The 21017-nt window shown below is 36.9% G+C and carries 18 protein-coding genes and 1 riboswitch; of the genes, 4 read left to right on the forward strand and 14 right to left on the reverse strand.

Annotated features, from left to right (window positions below):
• Nucleotides 1-21: 21 nt before the first annotated feature.
• Entirely contained in the window at nucleotides 22-1254 is a 1233-nt protein-coding gene (glyA, locus tag ESZ47_RS03190) for a serine hydroxymethyltransferase (RefSeq protein ID WP_148604677.1), read from the reverse strand.
• A 95-nt stretch (nucleotides 1255-1349) separates the two neighbouring features.
• Nucleotides 1350-2807 carry a threonine synthase gene (thrC, locus tag ESZ47_RS03195; protein WP_148604679.1) on the reverse strand — a complete coding sequence of 486 codons (1458 nt, stop codon included), beginning with the start codon at nucleotides 2805-2807 and terminating at the stop codon, nucleotides 1350-1352.
• A 123-nt stretch (nucleotides 2808-2930) separates the two neighbouring features.
• Here thrC and ESZ47_RS03200 point away from each other — a divergent pair, with 123 nt between their 5' ends.
• The 3 genes from ESZ47_RS03200 to ESZ47_RS03210 are packed head-to-tail and all read left to right on the forward strand — an operon-like array spanning nucleotide 2931 to nucleotide 6473.
• On the forward strand, nucleotides 2931-4208 hold the full coding sequence (locus ESZ47_RS03200) for a homoserine dehydrogenase (RefSeq protein WP_148604681.1): 1278 nt from the start codon (nucleotides 2931-2933) through the stop codon (nucleotides 4206-4208).
• The gene (thrB, locus tag ESZ47_RS03205; protein WP_148604683.1) at nucleotides 4205-5083 is read left to right on the forward strand and encodes a homoserine kinase; all 879 of its coding nucleotides are present in this window, start codon (nucleotides 4205-4207) and stop codon (nucleotides 5081-5083) included. The genes ESZ47_RS03200 and thrB overlap by 4 nt, the downstream gene beginning before the upstream one ends.
• Nucleotides 5084-5117: 34 nt before the next feature.
• Complete coding sequence (locus ESZ47_RS03210; RefSeq protein WP_148604685.1) at nucleotides 5118-6473, forward strand: aspartate kinase; 1356 nt, start codon at nucleotides 5118-5120, stop codon at nucleotides 6471-6473.
• A gap of 65 nt (nucleotides 6474-6538) precedes the next feature.
• On the opposite strand, the gene ESZ47_RS03215 is transcribed toward ESZ47_RS03210, so the two are convergent.
• The 9 genes from ESZ47_RS03215 to ESZ47_RS03255 form a co-directional block, all read right to left on the reverse strand.
• Nucleotides 6539-7501: an asparaginase gene (locus tag ESZ47_RS03215; RefSeq protein WP_148604687.1), complete on the reverse strand. Its 963-nt coding sequence runs from the start codon at nucleotides 7499-7501 to the stop codon at nucleotides 6539-6541.
• Nucleotides 7501-8283: a DNA repair protein RecO gene (recO, locus tag ESZ47_RS03220; RefSeq protein WP_148604688.1), complete on the reverse strand. Its 783-nt coding sequence runs from the start codon at nucleotides 8281-8283 to the stop codon at nucleotides 7501-7503. The genes ESZ47_RS03215 and recO overlap by 1 nt, the downstream gene beginning before the upstream one ends.
• Before the next feature lie 39 nt (nucleotides 8284-8322).
• A complete protein-coding gene (gene era / locus ESZ47_RS03225) occupies nucleotides 8323-9234 on the reverse strand; it encodes a GTPase Era (RefSeq protein ID WP_148604690.1) in 912 nt (303 codons plus the stop codon).
• A gap of 34 nt (nucleotides 9235-9268) precedes the next feature.
• Nucleotides 9269-9736 carry a diacylglycerol kinase family protein gene (locus ESZ47_RS03230; RefSeq protein WP_148604693.1) on the reverse strand — a complete coding sequence of 156 codons (468 nt, stop codon included), beginning with the start codon at nucleotides 9734-9736 and terminating at the stop codon, nucleotides 9269-9271.
• Nucleotides 9720-10202 carry an rRNA maturation RNase YbeY gene (gene ybeY, locus ESZ47_RS03235; protein ID WP_148604695.1) on the reverse strand — a complete coding sequence of 161 codons (483 nt, stop codon included), beginning with the start codon at nucleotides 10200-10202 and terminating at the stop codon, nucleotides 9720-9722. Before ybeY ends, ESZ47_RS03230 begins: the two co-directional genes overlap by 17 nt.
• Complete coding sequence (locus ESZ47_RS03240; RefSeq protein ID WP_148604697.1) at nucleotides 10202-11194, reverse strand: PhoH family protein; 993 nt, start codon at nucleotides 11192-11194, stop codon at nucleotides 10202-10204. The genes ybeY and ESZ47_RS03240 overlap by 1 nt, the downstream gene beginning before the upstream one ends.
• Before the next feature lie 105 nt (nucleotides 11195-11299).
• Complete coding sequence (locus tag ESZ47_RS03245) at nucleotides 11300-12496, reverse strand: ammonium transporter (protein WP_148604699.1); 1197 nt, start codon at nucleotides 12494-12496, stop codon at nucleotides 11300-11302.
• A gap of 150 nt (nucleotides 12497-12646) precedes the next feature.
• The gene (gene pyk / locus ESZ47_RS03250) at nucleotides 12647-14068 is read right to left on the reverse strand and encodes a pyruvate kinase (protein WP_148604701.1); all 1422 of its coding nucleotides are present in this window, start codon (nucleotides 14066-14068) and stop codon (nucleotides 12647-12649) included.
• Between the two features lie 95 nt (nucleotides 14069-14163).
• Nucleotides 14164-17502: a DNA polymerase III subunit alpha gene (locus tag ESZ47_RS03255; RefSeq protein ID WP_148604703.1), complete on the reverse strand. Its 3339-nt coding sequence runs from the start codon at nucleotides 17500-17502 to the stop codon at nucleotides 14164-14166.
• A 184-nt stretch (nucleotides 17503-17686) separates the two neighbouring features.
• Here ESZ47_RS03255 and ESZ47_RS03260 point away from each other — a divergent pair, with 184 nt between their 5' ends.
• Entirely contained in the window at nucleotides 17687-17884 is a 198-nt protein-coding gene (locus ESZ47_RS03260) for a DUF2929 family protein (protein ID WP_148604704.1), read from the forward strand.
• Nucleotides 17885-17932: 48 nt separating this feature from the next.
• Here ESZ47_RS03260 and pepT read toward each other — a convergent pair whose 3' ends face one another.
• Genes pepT through ESZ47_RS03275 form a run of 3 tightly spaced genes read right to left on the reverse strand, consistent with a single transcriptional unit; the run spans nucleotide 17933 to nucleotide 20672 of the window.
• Nucleotides 17933-19168, reverse strand: a complete 1236-nt coding sequence (pepT, locus tag ESZ47_RS03265) for a peptidase T (RefSeq protein ID WP_148604706.1) — start codon at nucleotides 19166-19168, stop codon at nucleotides 17933-17935.
• Nucleotides 19169-19200: 32 nt separating this feature from the next.
• Nucleotides 19201-19986 (reverse strand): Nif3-like dinuclear metal center hexameric protein, encoded by a 786-nt coding sequence (locus ESZ47_RS03270; RefSeq protein WP_148604708.1) that lies wholly within the window; start codon nucleotides 19984-19986, stop codon nucleotides 19201-19203.
• Entirely contained in the window at nucleotides 19983-20672 is a 690-nt protein-coding gene (locus ESZ47_RS03275) for a tRNA (adenine(22)-N(1))-methyltransferase (protein WP_148604710.1), read from the reverse strand. The genes ESZ47_RS03270 and ESZ47_RS03275 overlap by 4 nt, the downstream gene beginning before the upstream one ends.
• 202 nt (nucleotides 20673-20874) lie before the next feature.
• A riboswitch (TPP riboswitch) is annotated at nucleotides 20875-20964 on the forward strand.
• The last annotated feature ends 53 nt before the right edge of the window (nucleotides 20965-21017 follow it).

Consider the following 21017-nt stretch of genomic DNA (forward strand, 5'->3'; position numbering starts at 1 on the left):
CCGGCAATGCCAGCTTTCACACTATTCAAATAAATGTTTCATTGCCAATTCTTCGGCATCACGCTTCACTTGTTTAAGTATTTTTTCGTCATCATAATGATGAATTGCTGTCACGATTAACTCTGCGACGCGGCCTGCATCAACTTCATCAAAACCACGAGTTGTGATTGCTGCTGTACCAATACGGATACCAGAAGTCACAAATGGGCTTAATTGCTCATTAGGTAAAGCTTCTTTGTTTGTTGTAATTGAGACTGTATCTAGCAATTCTTGTGTTTGCTTACCATTCAAAGCAGTTTTAGTTAAGTCTAAATTAAACAAATGATTATCTGTTCCACCAGCTACAACTCGAATATCATCGGCACTATTAAATACATTCGCCATTGCTTTTGCATTTTTAATGACTTGTTGCGCATAATCTTTAAATTCAGGTTGCAAAGCTTCACCAAAAGCAATAGCTTTACCTGCAATAACATGTTCTAACGGACCACCCTGCGAACCTGGGAAAATTGCTGAATTAAGTTGTTTAGCATACTTTTCTTGTGACAAAATAACACCACCACGTGGGCCACGTAATGTTTTGTGAGTTGTTGATGTCACCACATCTGCAATGCCGACTGGATTTGGATGTAATCCAGCAGCAACAAGTCCAGCAATATGTGCCATATCAACCATTAAATAGGCACCTACTTCATCTGCAATAGCACGGAATTTATTAAAATCAATAATTCGTGAGTATGCTGAAGCACCCGCTACTATCATCTGCGGTTTCACTTCACGTGCTTGCTCAGCTATGGCTTCATAATCTAATGTTTCTGTTTCGGAATCTAGTCCATACGTGTGTGATTCATAAACTTTACCAGAAAAACTCACTTTAGCACCGTGCGTCAAATGACCACCAGCGTCAAGACTCATACCCAATATCTTATCACCCGGTTTCAAGAAAGCCATATAAGCAGCAGCGTTTGCTTGAGAGCCAGAATGCGGTTGTACATTTGCATATTCTGCACCAAAAAGTGACTTTAAGCGGTCAATCGCAACTTGTTCAATGACATCAACATATTCAGTACCACCATAGTAACGCTTATATGGATAACCTTCAGCATATTTGTTAGTTAAAACCGAGCCTTGTGCAGCACGCACTGCTTTTGATGTAAAGTTTTCAGAGGCAATCAACTCGATTGTGCGGTTTTGACGCGCACCTTCTTGTTGAATAGCACTCCAGACAATAGGATCTAATTCTTTATATGACATTTGATTCTCCTTGGTTGATATAGCTTAATTATACATTAAAAAAAGCATCATTTGAATCTAAAAACATCACAATATACTAAACAATACACTGATAATTACAACGAAAGTTCGTCTTTAAGAGATTGCGTAATCATTGCCGGATCAATAACCTTAGTATGGATAACTGGCTTATCAAATAACGTTGCAACCTGATTTGGAATTAACGTATTAGTTCGAGTAGCTAGTTTATGTAAATCATTTACTCCACCAACTACTGACTCATTTAAGGCTGACAAAACTGTTTGTGGAAATTTGTATGGGCTCGCAGTGGCTGCGAGTAATGTTTGAACATCATTTGTTTCATAAACAAATCGACCAACCGCTGTATGCGGATCAATTAGATAATTTGTATCTCTAAATATATGTTTAATCGTAGCAACAACTTGTTCTTGTGTTGCAAATTTAGCGGTAAATTTTTTCAAATTATTGCGTGTTGCTTCGGTTAAAGTATACTTACCATTTGCAGCTAATGCTGCCATATACTTGCGAACCTCTGCCCCATTACGATTACTAGCAAAGTATAACAGGCGCTCCAAATTACTTGACACTAAAATATCCATAGCTGGCGAATTGGTGACTTTAAAATCACGTTGACGATTGTACTCACCGGTATTAAAAAAATCTGTTAGCACATTATTTTCGTCAGAAGCAACAATAAATTGACGAACTGGTAGTCCAAGTTGGCTGGCGTAGTACGAAGCTAGCACATTACCAAAGTTTCCAGTTGGCACAACTATGTCCACTTCTTCTCCAGCTACTATTTCTTCACTTTTTACTAATTGTGCATAAGAATAGATATAATAAACAATTTGTGGCACCAAACGACCAATATTAATCGAATTGGCCGATGAGAAGCGCATGCCATTTTCAGCGAGTTCTTGAATTAGGGCATCATCACTCAAAATTGATTTTACAGCTTTTTGAGCGTCATCAAAATTGCCAGTAATTGATGTGACATGCGCATTACGACCTTCTTCAGTCTGCATTTGTTGTCGTTGAATATCACTAACGCCGACTTCTGGATAAAAAACAACAATCTCAGTATTTTCAACATTTGCAAAGCCACTCATTGCAGCAGTTCCAGTGTCTCCAGAAGTTGCTGTCAAAATAACAATTTTATCTTGTAATGACTGTTTCTTGGCAGCTGTTGTCAATAGATGTGGTAACGCTTGTAAGGCAACATCTTTAAAAGCCAATGTTGGTCCGTGAAATAGTTCGATATAATGCAGATTACCTTCACCGTGAAGCGATACAATGCTATCATTTTCCCATTGCTTTCCATATGACTTAGAAATAATATGATCAATTTCTTCTGCTGTAAAATCATCAAAAAAACCATCGAATATTTGTGTAGCAATTTCTTGATAACTTTGCTGACTTATATTTTTCCAATCTAATTTTAATTTTGGCCATTCTTCTGGAACATAAAGGCCACCATCTGGAGCAATACCATCTATGATTGCTTCGCTTGATGTAACTGCAGGCGCCTGCCCACGTGTTGATACATATTTCATAATGATTGTATTCCTTTTTTTATAATTTATCCAATTATAACAAATTTGTTTATTTTTAGATATTATAATGATAAAATCATAAGAAGAAGATATATAATACACTCAAAATAAAGGGCATATCACATGGAAATAGGCATTGGACTTTTTGGTCTCGGCACAGTTGGTAGTGGTGTCGTAAAAATTTTACAACAAAACGCTCACCAAATTACACAACGTACAGGATCTCATTTGGTTGTACGTCAAGCAGTTGTACACAATCTTGATAAACCACGCACTGGTTTTAAACAAGACTTTCCCATTACTGATGACCCTGATAATATTTTAACCAATGAGGCTATCCAGATTGTCGTGGAAGTCATGGGTGGTATTGATTACGCATATGACATCATTAAACGTGCGCTCATGGCAAAAAAACACGTTGTCACTGCAAATAAAGATTTAATCGCTGTTCGCGGACAAGAATTAGCAGCATTAGCTAATCAAAATGGCGTTGACTTGTACTATGAAGCTGCTGTTGCCGGTGGTATTCCAATTTTACGTACTCTTTCAACTAGTTTCACTGCAGATGCAATTTCACGAGTAGCCGGAATTATTAATGGTACGAGTAACTTTATTTTGACTCAAATGGCAACAAATGGTTTAACATATGTCAATGCACTTAAATTAGCACAAGACAAAGGTTTCGCTGAATCTAACCCAACAAATGATGTTGAAGGCTTTGATGCTGCATATAAATTAATTATTCTCTCTAATTTTTCATTTGGTGTTCAACCAATCATGAATGATGTCATGGTTACCGGCATCTCTAACTTGACCGATTCTGATATTAATGATGCACACAGTTTTGGTTATGCTATCAAATTACTAGGTGTTGCACAACGTGTCGGTGACGCACTTAGTATTGAAGTTGCTCCTCATCTTGTTTCTTTCAATCATCCATTGGCAACAGTTAATAATGAAAATAATGCTGTTCTTGTGAATGGTGAATCTGTTGGTGAAGTAATGCTATACGGGCCAGGAGCCGGTGAAATGCCAACTGCTAATTCCGTGCTAAGCGATTTAACCAATGTAGCCACAAATTTGGCTTTAAATACACCTGGACGTCCATTCAATACGTTCAATCAAAACTTGGACTTAGCAAAGCCATCTCAGCGAATTGCACGCCGTTTTATTGTTGTGGAAGTCGCTGATACCCCTGGAGCAATGTATTCTGTAACAGGTATTTTTGCATCTGCAAAAATAAGTTTTACAAACTTAAAACAAACACCGGCCAAGGATGGTTACGCTAGACTAGTGGCTCTAACACATGAAGCATCAGATGCACAACTCAATGTCATTCGTACAACAATTAGAAATGCAGATGGTATTAACTTAGCAGCGGAGTATAAAATTTTCTCATGATTAAAATAACTGTACCAGCAACTAGTGCTAATATTGGCCCTGGTTTTGATTCATTAGGTGTTGCATTGAATTTATATTTAACACTAGAAATATTTGAAGAAACGGTTCAATGGCACGTTATTCATGATTACGGCACTGACATGCCGGATGACGAAAATAACTTTATTGTTAAAACTGCTTTATCATTAGCACCAAATCTTACGCCTCATCGTATCATTGTAAAATCTGATATTCCACTCGCACGTGGACTCGGCTCTTCCTCGTCAGCTTTGCTGGCTGGATTAGCAATGGCAAACACGCTGGGAAAATTAAATTTAACAAATGAACGCTTACTAGAAAAAGCCACTGTTTTAGAAGGGCACCCAGACAATGTTGCTCCAGCTTTATTTGGGGGTGGTGTTGCTGCCTTTTATAATGGAATTCAAGTGTTTCATGCACCTTTAAAGCTACCGCAAGATATTAATTTTGTAACATTTATCCCAAAATACGAATTACTCACAGCCGAGGCACGCCAAGCACTACCAGCTCACATGTCTTTTAAAGATAGTGTTGCTGCAAGTGCCATTAGTAACACGTTAACTGCAGCTCTCAGTGTCGGTGATTTCAATACAGCTCGTAAACTCATCGAAATGGATCAGTTTCACGAACAAGCTCGTTCACATCTTGCTCCTCATTTAGAAATTATTCGTGAAGTTGCACATCAATTACAAATAATTGGTACTTATTTATCGGGAGCTGGCCCTACAATTATTACGTTAGTTCCAAAAAAAGATACTCAAAAATTATTAGAAACACTTTCTAAAATGAACTTACCCGGAAAGTTATTATTACTGAAATCAGATTTCAATGGTTTACAAATAACAAAAAACGATTAGGAGACTATGTGCTACCAAGCACTAATAATATATTATGAAAGTTACAAAATTTGGCGGATCATCACTCGCAAATGGACAGCAATTACAGCGTGTATTTGACATTATTCAATCTGATCAAGATCGAAAAGTCGTCGTTGTGTCGGCCCCTGGTAAGAGATTTAAAGATGATAAAAAGGTAACCGATCTTTTGCTATCTTATGCGCAAGCGACATTGGCAGATGAAGATACCAGTGAAATCATTGAAGCGATTAAACATCGCTATCATGCTATCGGCGAATATTTTGACTTACCAGATTATGAATTGGCTGATTTAGATGAACAAATTGAACACCTGACTAGAAAGCACTATCGCTCGTTTGATTATTTATATGCCGCATTTGCTGCTCATGGTGAATATTTAAATGCGCAATTAGTTGCTAAAATATTTACACATTTAGGTATGCCGGCTCGTTTTGTAGATCCTAAAGAATTAGGACTATTAGTTGACGATAATGCTAGATCTGCAACCTTTGATACGACGTCATATAAGTCAATTGCAAGATTAGATTTATCTACTTCTGAACGGTTAATTATACCTGGATTTTTTGGATATACTAAAAACGGTGATATGGCAACATTTTCACGTGGTGGCTCTGATATTACTGGTGCTATTATGGCTCGTGGTTTGAGTGCTGATTTGTATGAAAACTTTACTGATGTCAGTGCCATTTATGCTGTTAATCCTTCGATTATTGAAAAACCTGCAGCTATTGAACAAATGACATACGATGAGATGAGAGAATTATCTTATGCCGGCTTTGCCGTGTTCCACGATGAAGCCATTATTCCAGCTATTCAAGGGGGTATTCGTATTAACATTAAAAATACCAATGATCCTGATGCACCTGGCACGTTCATCGTGCCACCCACTGAATTGCAACAGACACGTCCAGTAACTGGTATTGCTAATTCTAATCGCTTTGCAGCACTTTATTTACATCGATATTTGCTTAATAAACAAGTTGGTTTTACTTTACGTATTCTTGATATTTTGAAGCGACATAACATCTCTTATGAGCACATGCCCTCTGGTATTGATGATTTAACCATTATCTTTGATAAAACAATGTTAACACAAGAACAAGTTGATAATATGTTAAGTGATATTTCCTCAGAAATTAAACCTGATACTTTAAAATGGATCCCCAGTTATGGCATCATTATGGTTGTTGGCGAAGGCATGCGCAACCGAGTAGGTGCTTTAACTGAAATTGTTGCACCACTTAAAGAACAAAATATTAGTTTACAAATGGTGAACCAAGGTGCTAGTGAAATTTCTATTATGTTGGGTATTCAACCTGATCTATCAGATAGTGCGGTCAAAGCTATCTATAAAAATATCTTTAAATAAAAAATACTCACTAAATAGTGAGTATTTTTTATTTGTATACGTTGATTAACTCATTGAAAATTAAACTAAATACCATGTAAATAACTCTTCAAATGATTATTTGGCAAGTGATTAGATAATCCGATTAGCAACTTCAATCTTGCTTTAGGACCATTAATACTGGAAGCAAAGATTGCTCCAGCTTTTTCTAACTGAACACCACCACCTAGATAATCATATACTGGTGCTGCAACACCATTAAAGCTACGAGAAACAATCACTACAGGGATATCACATGATAAAACATATTCGACACCACGAGCTGCTTCACGAGATAAGTTACCTGCCCCAAGTGCTTCAATAATAATACCATCCACTTTTTCATCAGCTAACAACTTTAGCAGTTGCCCATCCATGCCAGCATACGCTTTTAAAACAGGAATGTTTTTATTAACATCTGTAATTGGTAAAACTTCTCTTTTTGGTAAATCATAAAAATAGGTAATTTGTCGCTTAGTCAATAAGCCCATAGTGCCACTAAGTGGTGAAGCAAATGTTGCTACGTTTGTTGTATGTGTTTTTGTTACAAAACGTGCCGAATGAATTTCATCATTCATTACAACTAAAACACCGCGATTTTTAGACGCATCGTCAACAGCGACACGTAAAGCAGAATGATAATTGTATAGGCCATCCGAACCAAGTTCATTAGACGAGCGCATCGCCCCTGTCATTACGATTGGAAAAGAAATATTTAAGGTACTGTCCAAAAAGAATGAAGTTTCTTCTAATGTGTCTGTTCCATGGGTGATAACAATACCATCAAATTGATTTCCTGCTTCTAATATACGATTTTGCAATTGAAGCATGTGCACTGGGCCAATGTGTTCACTAGGCAAATTAAAAATATTTTCAACATGCAATTCAGCATTTGGTAGATTGATGGCTGACTTTACTAAGGGATTTTCTGCCCCTGTCTCTATATCCCCATCTACGTCCTCATGCATTGAAATTGTACCACCTGTATGCAAAACTAAAATTTTCTTCATTATTTTGTTTTCCTTCTAAAATTAGTTAAAGTATTTTGCCACGAATGCATCTGCTCGATGAACGTTTTAGCTCGTGGTTTCAAACCAACCTGTTTTTCATAAATATAGTCAATAACACGCTGTAGACCTCGCTTAGTTTTGACTGACATTTTAATATTTTGAATTTGACGAAGATCAATGACACTTAACTGTCGCAAATAAAAGACTGTTTTCTGATCTAACATTAATCGCTGCTCATCTAAATCAAAATGGTTTTCGGCTATGATACCATTGTATTTTTCTGAATAATCAAACTTTCCATCAATTTGGCCTGTTATAGGATCAGCCTTTAAATTTGGTGCAACACCAAGCGGAACAAGTAACTGTATTTCAAAAATATTGGCAATAATTTGAGGATCTAACCCTGCATCCAGTTTTTGTAGAGCCATTTCTAGCTGATTGTACCACCTCGTTAACTGTTCCCCCTCTTCAAAAGAAGAATCAATTAGGGTTACAATTAGAGCAGAATAAGCATTTACTTCAATATCCTCAACAACTCGTTGATAAGTCTTTATCTCTTGAATATTGTTGATGTAACCTAAACCTTTTTTTTGCTTTGGTAATGCACCATCAAATGTCACAAGTGTATAAGGCTGCGTTCCAGCTACAAGTTTTGAATTAGACTTTTTTGCGCCTCGTGCCAAAAAAGTTCGCATGCCGTACGTTTCCGTTAGTATGCGAACTAATAAATCATTATCTTTATATTGTCGTGTATATAATACAATACCACAAATAATTGCCATAATGATACCACCAAATTTAATTTTGATTAACTTCTACTGTTAGTAGTCTTCTTGGCGATATCCCAATGTCTGCAAAGCCTGTGGACGATCACGCCATCGAGGCTCAACTTTAACCCATGTCTCCAAAAAAACTTTGTCTCCTAACAAATGTTCAATATCTTTACGTGCTCTGGTACCAATATCTTTAATCATTGCACCTTGCTTACCAATGATGATGTTTTTTTGTGTTGGCCGTTCAACAATAATAGATGCTTGGATATGAATTTTTTCTTCATTTTCACGAGCAATTTTATCTATGACAACCGCAACTGAGTGTGGTACCTCTTGACGAGTTAGTTGCAATACTTTCTCACGAATTAATTCTCCAATGACAAAACGTTCTGGATGATCAGTTAATTGATCCGCATCAAAATACTGTGGTCCTTCTTCTAGATGTGAAACAACGTTTTCCAATAATTCTGATACATTGTCGCCTTCAGTAGCTGAGATTGGAAATACTTCTGACCATTCTGGTGCATTTTCCTGATAACTAGCAATGACACTAAGCAAATCATTGGGCGCCAATAAGTCTACCTTATTAACCAATAAATAAATAGGGGTATTTTTTACTTCCTTTAAACGCTCGATAATAAAATCATCGCCACGTCCGCGTTCCATTGATGCATCAACAACAAACCAAATTGCATCTGCTTCATGCAGCGCCGAAAAAGCTGATTTCACCATAAAATCACCAAGTGAATTTTGTGGTTTATGAACACCAGGTGTATCAATAAATACGACTTGTGCTTCATCAGTGGTATAAATACCTTGTATTTTGTTACGTGTTGTCTGTGCTTTGTCAGACATGATAGCAATTTTTTCACCAACAATTCGATTTAACAATGTTGATTTACCAACATTTGGACGACCTATTATCGCCACAAATCCTGATTTAAAAATAGATTCTGTCATAATATATACGGTTTTCACCGATTCTCCTATATCTTTACTTACTAAAACTGTGAATAATTTCTGAAAAATTAGTCACAATACCAAAATGTCGCCATATATAAGGTTGAAATACAATGATTAAAAGAATAATCTCAAAAGAAACAGCCACTAACACACCACCAGCAGCCACATCTTTTGCTAAGCCAGCAAGTGGGTGATATCTTTTTTCAACAACCAAATCAACAACAGCTTCAATAATTGTGTTCAAAAATTCACTTGATATCACTGTAAATACCGCAACCGCAACCCACAACCAATCAGCACGATTTAAGCCTAAATGTAACCCTACGACCAAAATAAAAAATCCCAACATGATATGTATACGCATGTTACGTTCTCTGACTAATATTAACCAAATGCCATGCAAGGAATTTTTCATTGCTCGGAAAAAAGTACTGTTTCGTTGTACTTTTTTATTGTAGTCTTTAGGCGCACCCTCGAGTTTTTTATCTTTTGAGGCCATAATTATCTAAAATCTCTCGCTGTAGGTCAAACATTTCTTTTTCTTCTGCATCACCAAGCATATGATCGTAACCATTCAAATGAAGAAATCCATGTACAACCAGAAAACCAAGTTCGCGCTCATAGCTATGCCCTAAATATTCAGCTTGAGAACTGATAATGTCTACTGAAACTAAAATATCACCGATATTTTTAGCCAATTCATTATCCATCAATTCATCTGGTAAAACAGGTAAGTCGTCGCCATCTTCTTCAATTGCAAAACTAATAACATCTGTAGGCTTATCAACACCACGGTATTCTTTGTTATAGCGATGAATTTCATCATTATTCATAAACGTAACGGACATTTCTGTGTTATTCGGTAATTTTAAATATTCACCTGCATAATCTAATACACAGCGTACCAAGTCACAATGATATGGCGTAACACCTGTTTCTGTTTGGTCTATAATTGCCAAATCCATTATTTAATTTGCTCCTTTTTCAACTCGGTCAACTTTTTTTCTGCATCATCGTATGCACCAACAATTAAACCAACAACTGGATGACGGACAACGTCTGCACTACCAAAATGAATAAACGACACATGATCAATATTTTTCAAAATACGTTGTACAGAAATCAAACCTGATTTAGCACCATATGGTAAATCTATCTGTGATATATCCCCATTAATAATCATCTTAGAGCCAAATCCTAAACGAGTAAGAAACATTTTCATTTGCTGATTAGTTGTATTTTGCGCTTCATCGAGAATGATAAAGGCATCATCTAACGTTCGACCACGCATATAAGCTAACGGCGCAATTTCCACTACGCCACGTTCCATAAGACGTTGTGTTTGTTCCGATCCAATTAGTGCATTCATTGCATCATAAATGGGTCTCATATACGGATCAACCTTTTCTTTAAGGTCGCCAGGCAAAAATCCTAAAGATTCTCCGGCTTCAACTGCAGGACGCGTAATAATAATTCTTTCAACATCACCACGCTTCAATGCTGCAATCGCCATAACAACAGCCAAAAATGTTTTACCTGTACCCGCTGGTCCAATACCAAATGTCACATCATTTTTTCGAATAGCATGCACATATTGTCGCTGTCCAAAATTTTTAACGTGGACTGAACGTCCTTTATTATCTCGAATAAGTACTTCAGAATATAAATCACTAAAATATTCTAACGTACCCCGTTGTGCCATTGTAATTGCACTCACAACATCGGTATCAGATATATTGATTTGATGCTTAATCAAACTTGTTAGCTCACGTAATACAGCTTTAGCTAGCGGCACTTTATCTTCATCTCCAGAAATCGTCATCTGGTCACCGCGCGCATGAAGCTGAACAACTAATCCCTCTTCAATTAACTTCAAAAAAGTATCGTTAACGCCGAGTAATTTTGTTTGCTGCTCGGCATTTTCAAATGTAAAAATTTGCTGAATTTGTGCTGTCAAAAAGCAAATCCCCTTTGTATGTTTCCTTTATTTTACCATATTGCCGAACATGATGGTAGTTTATGAATTAAATATAATCAACAAAATAAAAAGGACTTTCGTCCCTTATTCAATCGTCAAATCGTGCATAATCGCATCATAACCTTCAGCTTCTTCATCAGCTGTTAGGCGTAATGGGGCAGCTATTATTTCCGTTATTTTAGCTAACACAAACGTACCAATAGCTGCAAAAATAACTGTAAATATAATTGCAATGAATTGTTTACCAACTAACGATACGTCACCATTAACTAACCCCGCAACACCACCGACATTTTTATCAGCAAAAACACCTGTTAAAATTGCGCCTACTGCACCACCAATACCATGAATACCAAATGCATCTAGTGTATCATCATAGCCAAAACTATTTTTAACAAATGTAATGCCCGCAAAGCCAATCACACCAGCTAATAAGCCCATTACTACGGCTGCCCATGGGGCAACAAATCCTGCAGCAGGTGTAATAGCAACTAAGCCCGCAACACCACCACTAGTGATACCCGATAAAGTAGCACGTCCATGGTACTTATACTCTACGCCACCCCAAGTCAATACAGACGCTGCCGAAGCAAGCCATGTATTAACCAATGCTAGCACCGCTGTACCATTTGCTGCAAGAGCTGATCCAGAGTTAAAACCAAACCAGCCAACCCAAAGCAATGCGCCACCAATTAAAACATATGAAGGTCTGACTGGTATATGTTTATCTATATGACGGTGCCCAATCATTAATGCTAATACAAGACCCGTCACACCACTAGAAATATGAACAACAGTGCCGCCAGCAAAATCAATTGCACCTAATTGAGCTAAGAAACCGCCGCCCCAAACCATATGCGCTAATGGCGAATAAATAAATATTAACCAAAGTGCGATAAAAACTAGCAAAGCTTTAATTCTCACACGACCAATGACTGAACCTGTGATAATTGCAGCTGTAATTATCGGAAACATCCCTTGGAACAGCGCAAAGGCACCATCTGGAATTGATAAATTCTTGGTGGAATGCGTAAATGAAACATCTGTTAACAATAGATGTTTAAAATTACCAATCACATCACCACTACCACCGAAAGACAACGTATAGCCCACAGCAAACCATATGATGGAAGCAATACCAATAATCATAATTGGAATAAACATTGTATGTAAAAGATTGCGTCTTTCACCTAAGCCACCATAAAACAATGCTAATCCTGGCGTCATAATCCAAACTAACACTGCTGAAATTAATACCCATGCTAAATCGCCACTATTCATTAAGTTACTCCTGCTCTTCTTATTTAATCTAATATTAGCAGTTCGTAAAATTTTAGTATTCAAATATGATAGGTTTGCTTACATAAAAAAACTATGGCTTATTGATTTCTCAATTAACCACAGTCTTTTTATAAAGCACGAAATAAAAGATTATACTGTTTGTACAGTCAACATGTTAGTTGTACCAGATTGTGACATTGGCACACCTGCTGCAATAACAATTGTATCTCCTGAGTTAGCTAGTCCTTGTTCTTTAACAGCCTTCTTAGCCAAATCAACCATTTCGTCAATTGTTTGCGGTGCATCATAGACAACTGGAACAACACCATAGTTCAATGTCAAACCACGTTGTACACGTTCAGAATAAGTAACGGCCAAAATATTAACATCAGGACGATGCTTTGAAACCATGCGTGCTGTATAGCCAGAGTTTGTTGATACGACAACAGCTTTAGCATTCACGTTACGTGCAATACGTGCTACAGAGGCAGCAACAGCTTCTGTTGAATCAGACTCGTCAAATAAGATATCTTCATGACGACCGTTTTCACGTAATGAAGTTTCAGCCTTTTCATTAATTGCTGCCATTGTTGCGACAGCTTCAACAGGATAATCACCATTAGCTGATTCACCTGATAACATCGTTGCATCAGTACCATCAAACACAGCATTGGCAACGTCAGAAGCTTCGGCACGTGTTGGACGTGGGTTTTCTTCCATTGAGTCAAGCATTTGTGTAGCAGTAATAACTGGCAATCCAGCTTTATTCATCTTGCGAATCATGTCCTTTTGAACCAAAGGCACGTTTTCAGCAGGAATTTCAACACCCATGTCACCACGTGGTACCATCAAGGCATCTGAAACTTCCAAAATTGCATCAAGGTTGTCGATACCTTCTTGTGATTCAATCTTAGGAATGATTTGCACATGTTCCATGTTCTTTTCCTTCAACAATGCGCGAATTTCGAGCACATCTTCAGGCTTACGAACGAATGAAGCTGCAATATAGTTGATTTCATGATCCAAACCAAAACGGATGTCATCAGCATCTTTTTCAGTAATACCAGGCAAGTTAATTGAAACCCCAGGTGCGTTAACACCTTTACGTGACCCCAAAATACCATCATTATCAACACGAACAACTAATTCACGATTAGCTGAATCTTTTTCAACAACAGTTGTACCAAGCAACCCATCATCAAACAAGACTTGTCCGCCTTCTTTAACATCGTCAAACAAACCGGCGTATGTAACAGCAATCTTTTCTTTCGTTCCTTCAAGGTTTTCATCCATTGCGATACGCAATGTGTCACCAGTATGGAATTCAATCTTGCCGTCAGCTTGCTTTGTTGTACGGATTTCAGCACCCTTAGTATCCAACAAAATACCAACTGTCTTACCAGTAATCTTTTCGGCTTCATGAACTGCGTTCATGCGACCCAAGTGTTCTTCGTGATCACCGTGTGAAAAGTTAAAACGGAATACATTGGCACCTGCTTGGATTAACTTTACGATTGTTTCGACATCAGATGATGACGGACCAAGTGTTGAGACGATTTTCGTCTTTTTCATGGTTAAATAGCTCCTTAGTTATCTTGGTTGTTGCTTGTGCAACTCTACCCAATCTCTATTTTATACATTATGCCCCATTTGTACAAGTCATATTATTAGTAACTTTGCTTAAAAATAATATTATCACTGCCTAGTAAAGTTGCTAGATCACGCATGATAACGGTTTCACCACGCATCCAAAATTCTTGATTAAGTTTTTGTGTTTTACCTTCGTTTTGCCAATGGATTACGACAGGATTATTCCCATGATGTGCTTTGATAAACTGACTGATTTTTTCTCGGTTCTGCGGTGTATCATGCTGTTCGTCAAATTGAATAAACCATGTACCTTGATTTTGATCAATTTTTTTTGGTTCGGGTGCAGATTGGATATGGTTAGCTACAATAGCAATTTCGCTACGCATATCTCTTTCTGATTTACCAATGATGCTGATTATTGTACCAGGATTCAAAAGATTATTAACTTTTTTGAATAATTGGGGAAATACCGTAATACTAATTTCACCTGTCATATCAGAAACTTTGACAAAGGCCATATCATCCCCTTTTTTGGTCCGAATCTGACGTACACTGTCTATAATAGCTAGCACTTTTTCTTGATGATCTGGGTCAACTATCGTACCGATTTGAGTAAATCCCTCTGACATAATTAAATTAGTATAGGCATCTAAAGGATGCCCTGATAAATTAACCCCAATAACTTCTTTTTCTTTTTTTAGTCGGTCAGATAATGTATACTCTTCAAATTTCTTAATTTTAGTCTCTTTCAAAATCAAATTACCAAAACCAGCACCTTCTATTAAACTATCTAAATTTTCAACTAATTCACGACGATTATAACCAAATGCATCCAATGCTCCTGCGTATACCAGTTGTTCCAAAACATCTGGTTTGCGCATTTTGTCAGGTAATCTCTTGACAAAAGATTGAATTGTTTGAAATGGCCCCGCTTTTTGACGCTCCTCCAATACACTATTGACAAAATCCGTCCGAACACCACGAATATTATTCAAACCCATCTGTAATTGTGTATCGTTAGCTGTCCATAGTTTGGATGATTTGTTAATATTTGGTGCTAATACAGAAATCCCTCTCATTTTAGCTTCAGATATATACTGTTGTGTTTTCCTTTGCTCTCCTAAATTAGCATTTAATAGTGCTGTAAAAAATGCTAACGGATAATGAGCCTTCATATAAGCTAATTCAAAAGCTAACTTACTATATGCAACCGCATGTGAACGATTAAAGCCATAATTAGCAAATTCATCGATATAGGAAAAAATGACCTCGGCTTGATCTTTATCATGACCATTTTTTATAGCACCGTCAATAAATTGCTTGTGCAGTGTTTGCATTTTTTCAATTTTCTTTTTTGACATAGCACTTCTCAAAATATCGGCTTCGCCCAAGGTAAAACCAGCATAAGCCTCCGCAACTAACATCACTTGTTCTTGGTAAACAATAATGCCAAAAGTTGGTGCTAGAATTGCTTTTAGTGCTGGATCTGGAATGGTCACTTGTTCTTTACCGTGACGCCGTGTAATAAACTTTTCTATATTTTGTGAAGGACCCGGTCGATACAATGCATTTACGGCAACAACATGTTCAAAAGTTGAAGGCTTTAATTTTCGTAAAACATTTTTAATACCATTAGACTCAAATTGAAACACACCATTGGTATCACCTTTCGCAAATAAACTTAAGGTTTCCCTATCATCCAAAGGTATTTGAGTAACATTGAATTCTTTTGGCAATAATCGTTGCGCATAATAAAGTGCTTGGCTTAAAATAGCTAAATTCTGTAACCCTAGAATATCAATTTTAAGAAGTCCCAGTTGTTCCACTGGATCTTTTTCAAATTGTGTTAACAATCTCCCTTCTGTGCCATTTTGCACCGGCAAAGTTTGCACTAAAGGAGTGGCACTCAACACAATTCCTGCGGCATGTGTTGAATAATTCTTTGGCAAGCCTTCAATTTTTCGAGCTGTTTGTAACAATAGTTGTCCATGATCAATATCATGAACAGTATTTTGAAGTTGTGGTAGTTTCAAGGCTTCGTCAATAGAGACTTTACGGCCATTCTTGCCCTCTGGTATGGCTGCACTTAGCTTACTTAATGTCGGTGTTGTCAGTCCAAAAACTCTACCTACATCGCGTAAAGCTTGTTTAGCAGCTAATGTTCCAAATGTAATAATTTGACCAAAATTTCTTTTACCATATTTTTGATGAAGGTATACAAAAAGGTCCTCACGCTTAGTTGGTGGCCAATCAATATCAATATCTGGCATCTGAACACGTTCGTCGTTTAAAAAACGTTCAAACAATAAATTGAATTGTAGTGGATCAACATCAGTAATTCGTAAACTATATGCAACTAACGATCCAGCTACTGACCCACGACCTGGACCAGTTTGAATATGATTTTTATGTGCGAAATTAACGATATCCCAAACAATTAAAAAATAGTCGCTAAACCCAAGTTTTTCAATCGTAATTAGTTCATTACGTAATCTTTTTTCGTATATATCAGCATTGACCTGACGACCTGCTAATTTTTTCTGTAGTCCACTAATTGCTAATTTTTCCAAAAATTGAGCATTGCTTATCCCAGATGGTGTCTCAAATGGTGGTAGTGCTGTTTCTTTAAATACAATAACGACATTACTTTTTGAAACAATCAGTTCGTTATTAATATACGCGGTTTTTAACAATTCACTGGATTGATACTCACGCTGAATCGTGGATAAATCTCTTAGAATATTTGAACCACGTTGTTGGGAAAGAAGTTTGATATCTTCCAGCTTGGTATTAGCTTCAATGGCCTTTAACACTTGGGTTGTGAATGCATCATCTTCATTTAGATAATCAACATCATCTAAAGCAATTAATCGAGCAGTATTTTGCGTACTGAACTGACCTAAACGCTCCTGTATTTGAGGTGCCATTTGTGCATTGATACCAATGAATGTATGTTGTTTATCGATTAGTCCAGTGAGTTCTTGCCAGTATTCAGTTAGTCTCTCATAACTTGACGAAATGAGCTGAACTAACTCACTATCATTTGGGAATATGACGTTAATACCCGTTAGATGTTGTGCAATCTGTTGCCATTCAAAGTTTCCTTCACTGGTCATCTTTGCGGATGATAGCCACATTAAATTTTGATAACCTTGCTGGTTTTCGGCTAGCAAAACAACTGGAAACTGTGTAGCAGTATTTACAATACCATTAATCATTAAAGTTACACCAAATAATGGCTTAAGGTCGTATTTTTGGGCTTGTTGAAACCATTCAATTGCACCATACATAACGTTGACATCAGTTAGTGCAACAGCCTCATAGCCTCGTTCTTTAGCCGTACGAACAATTTGTTTAATTGCATTTGGATTTTTAAGTAAGCTATAACTGCTTAATATTTGAAGCGGTGCGTACATTTCAACTCCTTATACGAACATTTGTTTTCTTTTATTATACCTAAAAGTGGGTCAAAAGTCGTTGCTTTTAGGAAATATTAGTAATAGCAAAAAATATATTATTATTAATATAACGCTTTCTTTCTCAAAAACTTGCACTTTGTGAAAAAAGGTGTATTATAATGACAGTAAAGAGGTAAAAATCATGAAATATATTATGGTAGCTATTTGGTCAGCAATATTTGGTGAAATTCTGGGGTATATTGTGTCTCAATTAAATTCTGGCACTTATAACTTCATTGCTGTTGCTGTAATTGCTGTGGTTGTTGGTGAAGTTGCATTGATTGCTATCCCAGCTATTTCAGGTTCCGCCGCACCAAAAGAAGTTGCAACTGAAGAATAGTTTTCAGTCATTAAAAAAGAGCTCGCATGAGCTCTTTTTTGTTCATCGTTATTTTTCCTGTGCAAGTTGGATAATTTTTAATATTACATCTGTTGCTTGTTCCATCACATTAGTAGAAACATATTCAAAACGGCCATGCATATTCTCTCCACCGGCAAAAATATTTGGTGTGGGTAATCCCAAAAATGTAATTTTTGAACCATCAGTACCACCACGAACAGGTTCTATGATTGGTTTGATATCTATACTTTTCATCGCTTTTTCAGCCAAATGAACTGAACGCATATCATCTTTTAGAATATCACCCATATTATAGTATTGGTCATTTAAACTAACCTTGACACGCTCTTCGCCAAATTTTTTATTAAAATTGGCCGCAACATCTAATAATTTTTGCTTTCGTGTCTCAAATATCGTTCGATCATGATCACGAACGATATATCGTAGTGTGGCTTCTTCAGGATTTCCCTCAATCGACATCACATGCCAAAATCCTTCGGTCCCTTCAGTGTGCTCAGGTCGATCATACTCAGGTAATTGCGCATGAAAATCAAAAGCTAATTGAATAGCATTAATCATTGTATTCTTAGCTGTACCTGGATGAACATTTCTACCTTGAATATTGACTGTTGCACTGGCTGCATTAAACGTTTCCCACTCTAACTCACCTAATGGTCCACCATCCATTGTATAGGCAAAATCAGCACCAAATGCCGTAACATCAAAATGATCAGCACCTATGCCTATTTCTTCATCTGGACCAAATGCAAAGCGTAACGGCCCATGTTTGACTTCTGGATGCTCCACCAAATATTGTGCCGCTGTGATAATTTCAGCATCACCAGCCTTATCATCTGCCCCCAATAAAGTTGTTCCATCCGTCGTAATTAGGGTGTGACCTGCATATTTTTTCAAGCTAGGAAATTCAGCAGTAGTTAATTGATAGCCACTTGTACCCAGTTTTATATTTGATCGTCCATCATAATTTTCAATAATTTGTGGCTTGATATTAGCACCATTAAAATCGGCAGTATCCACATGTGCAATAAATCCAATTGTTGGAACTTGCTCATCATCAATATTGCTTGATAATTCAGCAAACACATATCCGTCATCCATAGTACGAACATTTTCTAGCCCTATATTTGTTAACTCTTCCGTCAAATCAGCTAAAAAAGCTACTTCCTTAGGTGAAGAAGGCACTGTTTCTGAATTTTCATCAGATTGTGTATCAACTTCAATATATTTCAAAAAACGCTCTGTTAATCCTGGATATTTTGTCATAATTTGCTCCTTTTATAGTTAATTTCCAGACTTTAAATGTACTGATATGGGTCTGTATTGACGCTGGTTGAAATTACTTTAAGTTCATCACCAAACCATAGTTGCACTTTATCGACCATCTTGTCATTAGCAATAGCTTCCATATGATGATCTGGGTCAATTACAATAAAGTCCGATGCCAAAATGTCATGCCCAACATGATAATAAATATCTGCCGTAACATATGCATCAGCACCAGCTTGTTGTGCGTTACGCCACCAATGTCCACCATCCCCGCCCAAAACAGCAATTTTTTGGATTGGCTTAGTTAAATCATTAGCAATGACACGAAGAGTTTTCACATTAAATATTTCTCGAATTCGCCTAGCAAATTCTTCTACCGAAACAGGTTCATTCAAATAACCTATTCTGCCCAGCCCTGTTTGACTATCCTCATTAGGTATCAAGGGAACGGGATTCTCAATGCCCAATACTTGAGCTAACCAATCATTCATTCCACCTTGAGCACTATCCAAATTGGTATGTGAGGCGTAGACAACAATGTTGTGTTGAATCAAATCAGCATACATCTGATTTTGAGGATTTGACAAATCAAGGTTTTTAGCTGGAAAAAACATTACTTCGTGGTGTGCCCATATAAAATCTATTTGTCGATCAATTGCTTCTTTTACAACATCCGGCCGAACATCAAGTGTAGTCATGACGCGATAAATATTTTGCCGTGGATTGCCTATTTGCAATCCCGTAGGATCACCCTCTTCTGCCAAACTTTTAGGGGCAAATGCTTCAATTTTGTCAATTAATTCTTGTGCAATCACTGGATAACCTCTTGAATTTCTTGATATTTTCTTTGCCACTCTTGATATACCGTTGTACCTTTTTTTCCAGCACTTTCAAGATTTTTAAAAATCAAGTCAATACGTTTTAACTCTTTTTGCCATTTCGCAATAAAAATTTCTGTCTTGTCCTGATGCAAAAACGGTCCAAATTTTAAATCAATCTCAGTTAAAGATTGATGACCTGGTGTAGCTAAAAGGACTTCATAAAAATGATTATCTTCTCGCTTAATAACTTCATTAGTAATTTGATAATTATTTTTGGTTAACCACTCGCGAACAATATATTCATCCGTGTTTGGTTGGAGTACCATTGTTTCGAAATGCTGTCCATTAATGAGCCCAGCATCAAGGATATCCTTAATTAACATACCACCCATTCCAGCAATGGTTACGGTATTAATTTTATCCTCCTCATAAATTGCGGCCAAGCCATTGGCCAATCTTGCCTCAAGATAGTTTGATAAATTTCGACGAATAATTTCCTGTTGCGCATTTTCATAGGGGCCTTGTGCTACTTCGCCAGCAATAGCATAGGTAATTTTATGATTAAGCAGCAAATGAGCAGGTAAATAGGCATGATCAGAGCCTATGTCAGCTAAACGTGCGCCTGATGGTACAAATGAAGCTACAGCTTCGAGTCGTGGTGAAAGATGAATGCTATCCATTTTTAATCCTTAACATTATATTTTACTTATTTTAGTATAACAAATAAGTCAGTAATTCGCTTTTGTAAGTCTTCACTATACTACATTTTTTTGACTATGGTTTATATTTTGTTAGAAACAATGACATGACTAAGCCTTGGTTTGCACGATCTGCTTTAATATGTTAGAATCTACTGTGTGAACTAATCACAAGCAACTGAAATACCAAAATCTGGGGTGCCGTCGCGCTGAGATAATACCCATTATACCTGATCTAGTTAGTACTAGCGTAGGGAGATTTACTTGAAAATGCATTCATACATCAACTTTTATATCATTTAACTTAATAAATGATGGTTATTTTTT

It is taken from the genome of Leuconostoc litchii, assembly GCF_008107645.1.
Taxonomy (GTDB): domain Bacteria; phylum Bacillota; class Bacilli; order Lactobacillales; family Lactobacillaceae; genus Leuconostoc; species Leuconostoc litchii.

Coding starts and splice junctions, on each gene's coding strand:
- pyk (WP_148604701.1), bottom strand. CDS start 14,068: ATGAAAAAGACGAAAATCGTCTCAACACTTGGTCCGTCATCATCTGAT.
- era (WP_148604690.1), bottom strand. CDS start 9,234: ATGACAGAATCTATTTTTAAATCAGGATTTGTGGCGATAATAGGTCGT.
- glyA (WP_148604677.1), bottom strand. CDS start 1,254: ATGTCATATAAAGAATTAGATCCTATTGTCTGGAGTGCTATTCAACAA.
- ESZ47_RS03210 (WP_148604685.1), top strand. CDS start 5,118: ATGAAAGTTACAAAATTTGGCGGATCATCACTCGCAAATGGACAGCAA.
- ESZ47_RS03255 (WP_148604703.1), bottom strand. CDS start 17,502: ATGTACGCACCGCTTCAAATATTAAGCAGTTATAGCTTACTTAAAAAT.
- ESZ47_RS03215 (WP_148604687.1), bottom strand. CDS start 7,501: ATGAAGAAAATTTTAGTTTTGCATACAGGTGGTACAATTTCAATGCAT.
- ESZ47_RS03230 (WP_148604693.1), bottom strand. CDS start 9,736: ATGGCCTCAAAAGATAAAAAACTCGAGGGTGCGCCTAAAGACTACAAT.
- ESZ47_RS03275 (WP_148604710.1), bottom strand. CDS start 20,672: ATGGATAGCATTCATCTTTCACCACGACTCGAAGCTGTAGCTTCATTT.
- ESZ47_RS03245 (WP_148604699.1), bottom strand. CDS start 12,496: ATGAATAGTGGCGATTTAGCATGGGTATTAATTTCAGCAGTGTTAGTT.
- thrC (WP_148604679.1), bottom strand. CDS start 2,807: ATGAAATATGTATCAACACGTGGGCAGGCGCCTGCAGTTACATCAAGC.
- ybeY (WP_148604695.1), bottom strand. CDS start 10,202: ATGGATTTGGCAATTATAGACCAAACAGAAACAGGTGTTACGCCATAT.
- ESZ47_RS03200 (WP_148604681.1), top strand. CDS start 2,931: ATGGAAATAGGCATTGGACTTTTTGGTCTCGGCACAGTTGGTAGTGGT.
- thrB (WP_148604683.1), top strand. CDS start 4,205: ATGATTAAAATAACTGTACCAGCAACTAGTGCTAATATTGGCCCTGGT.
- ESZ47_RS03260 (WP_148604704.1), top strand. CDS start 17,687: ATGAAATATATTATGGTAGCTATTTGGTCAGCAATATTTGGTGAAATT.
- recO (WP_148604688.1), bottom strand. CDS start 8,283: ATGGCAATTATTTGTGGTATTGTATTATATACACGACAATATAAAGAT.
- pepT (WP_148604706.1), bottom strand. CDS start 19,168: ATGACAAAATATCCAGGATTAACAGAGCGTTTTTTGAAATATATTGAA.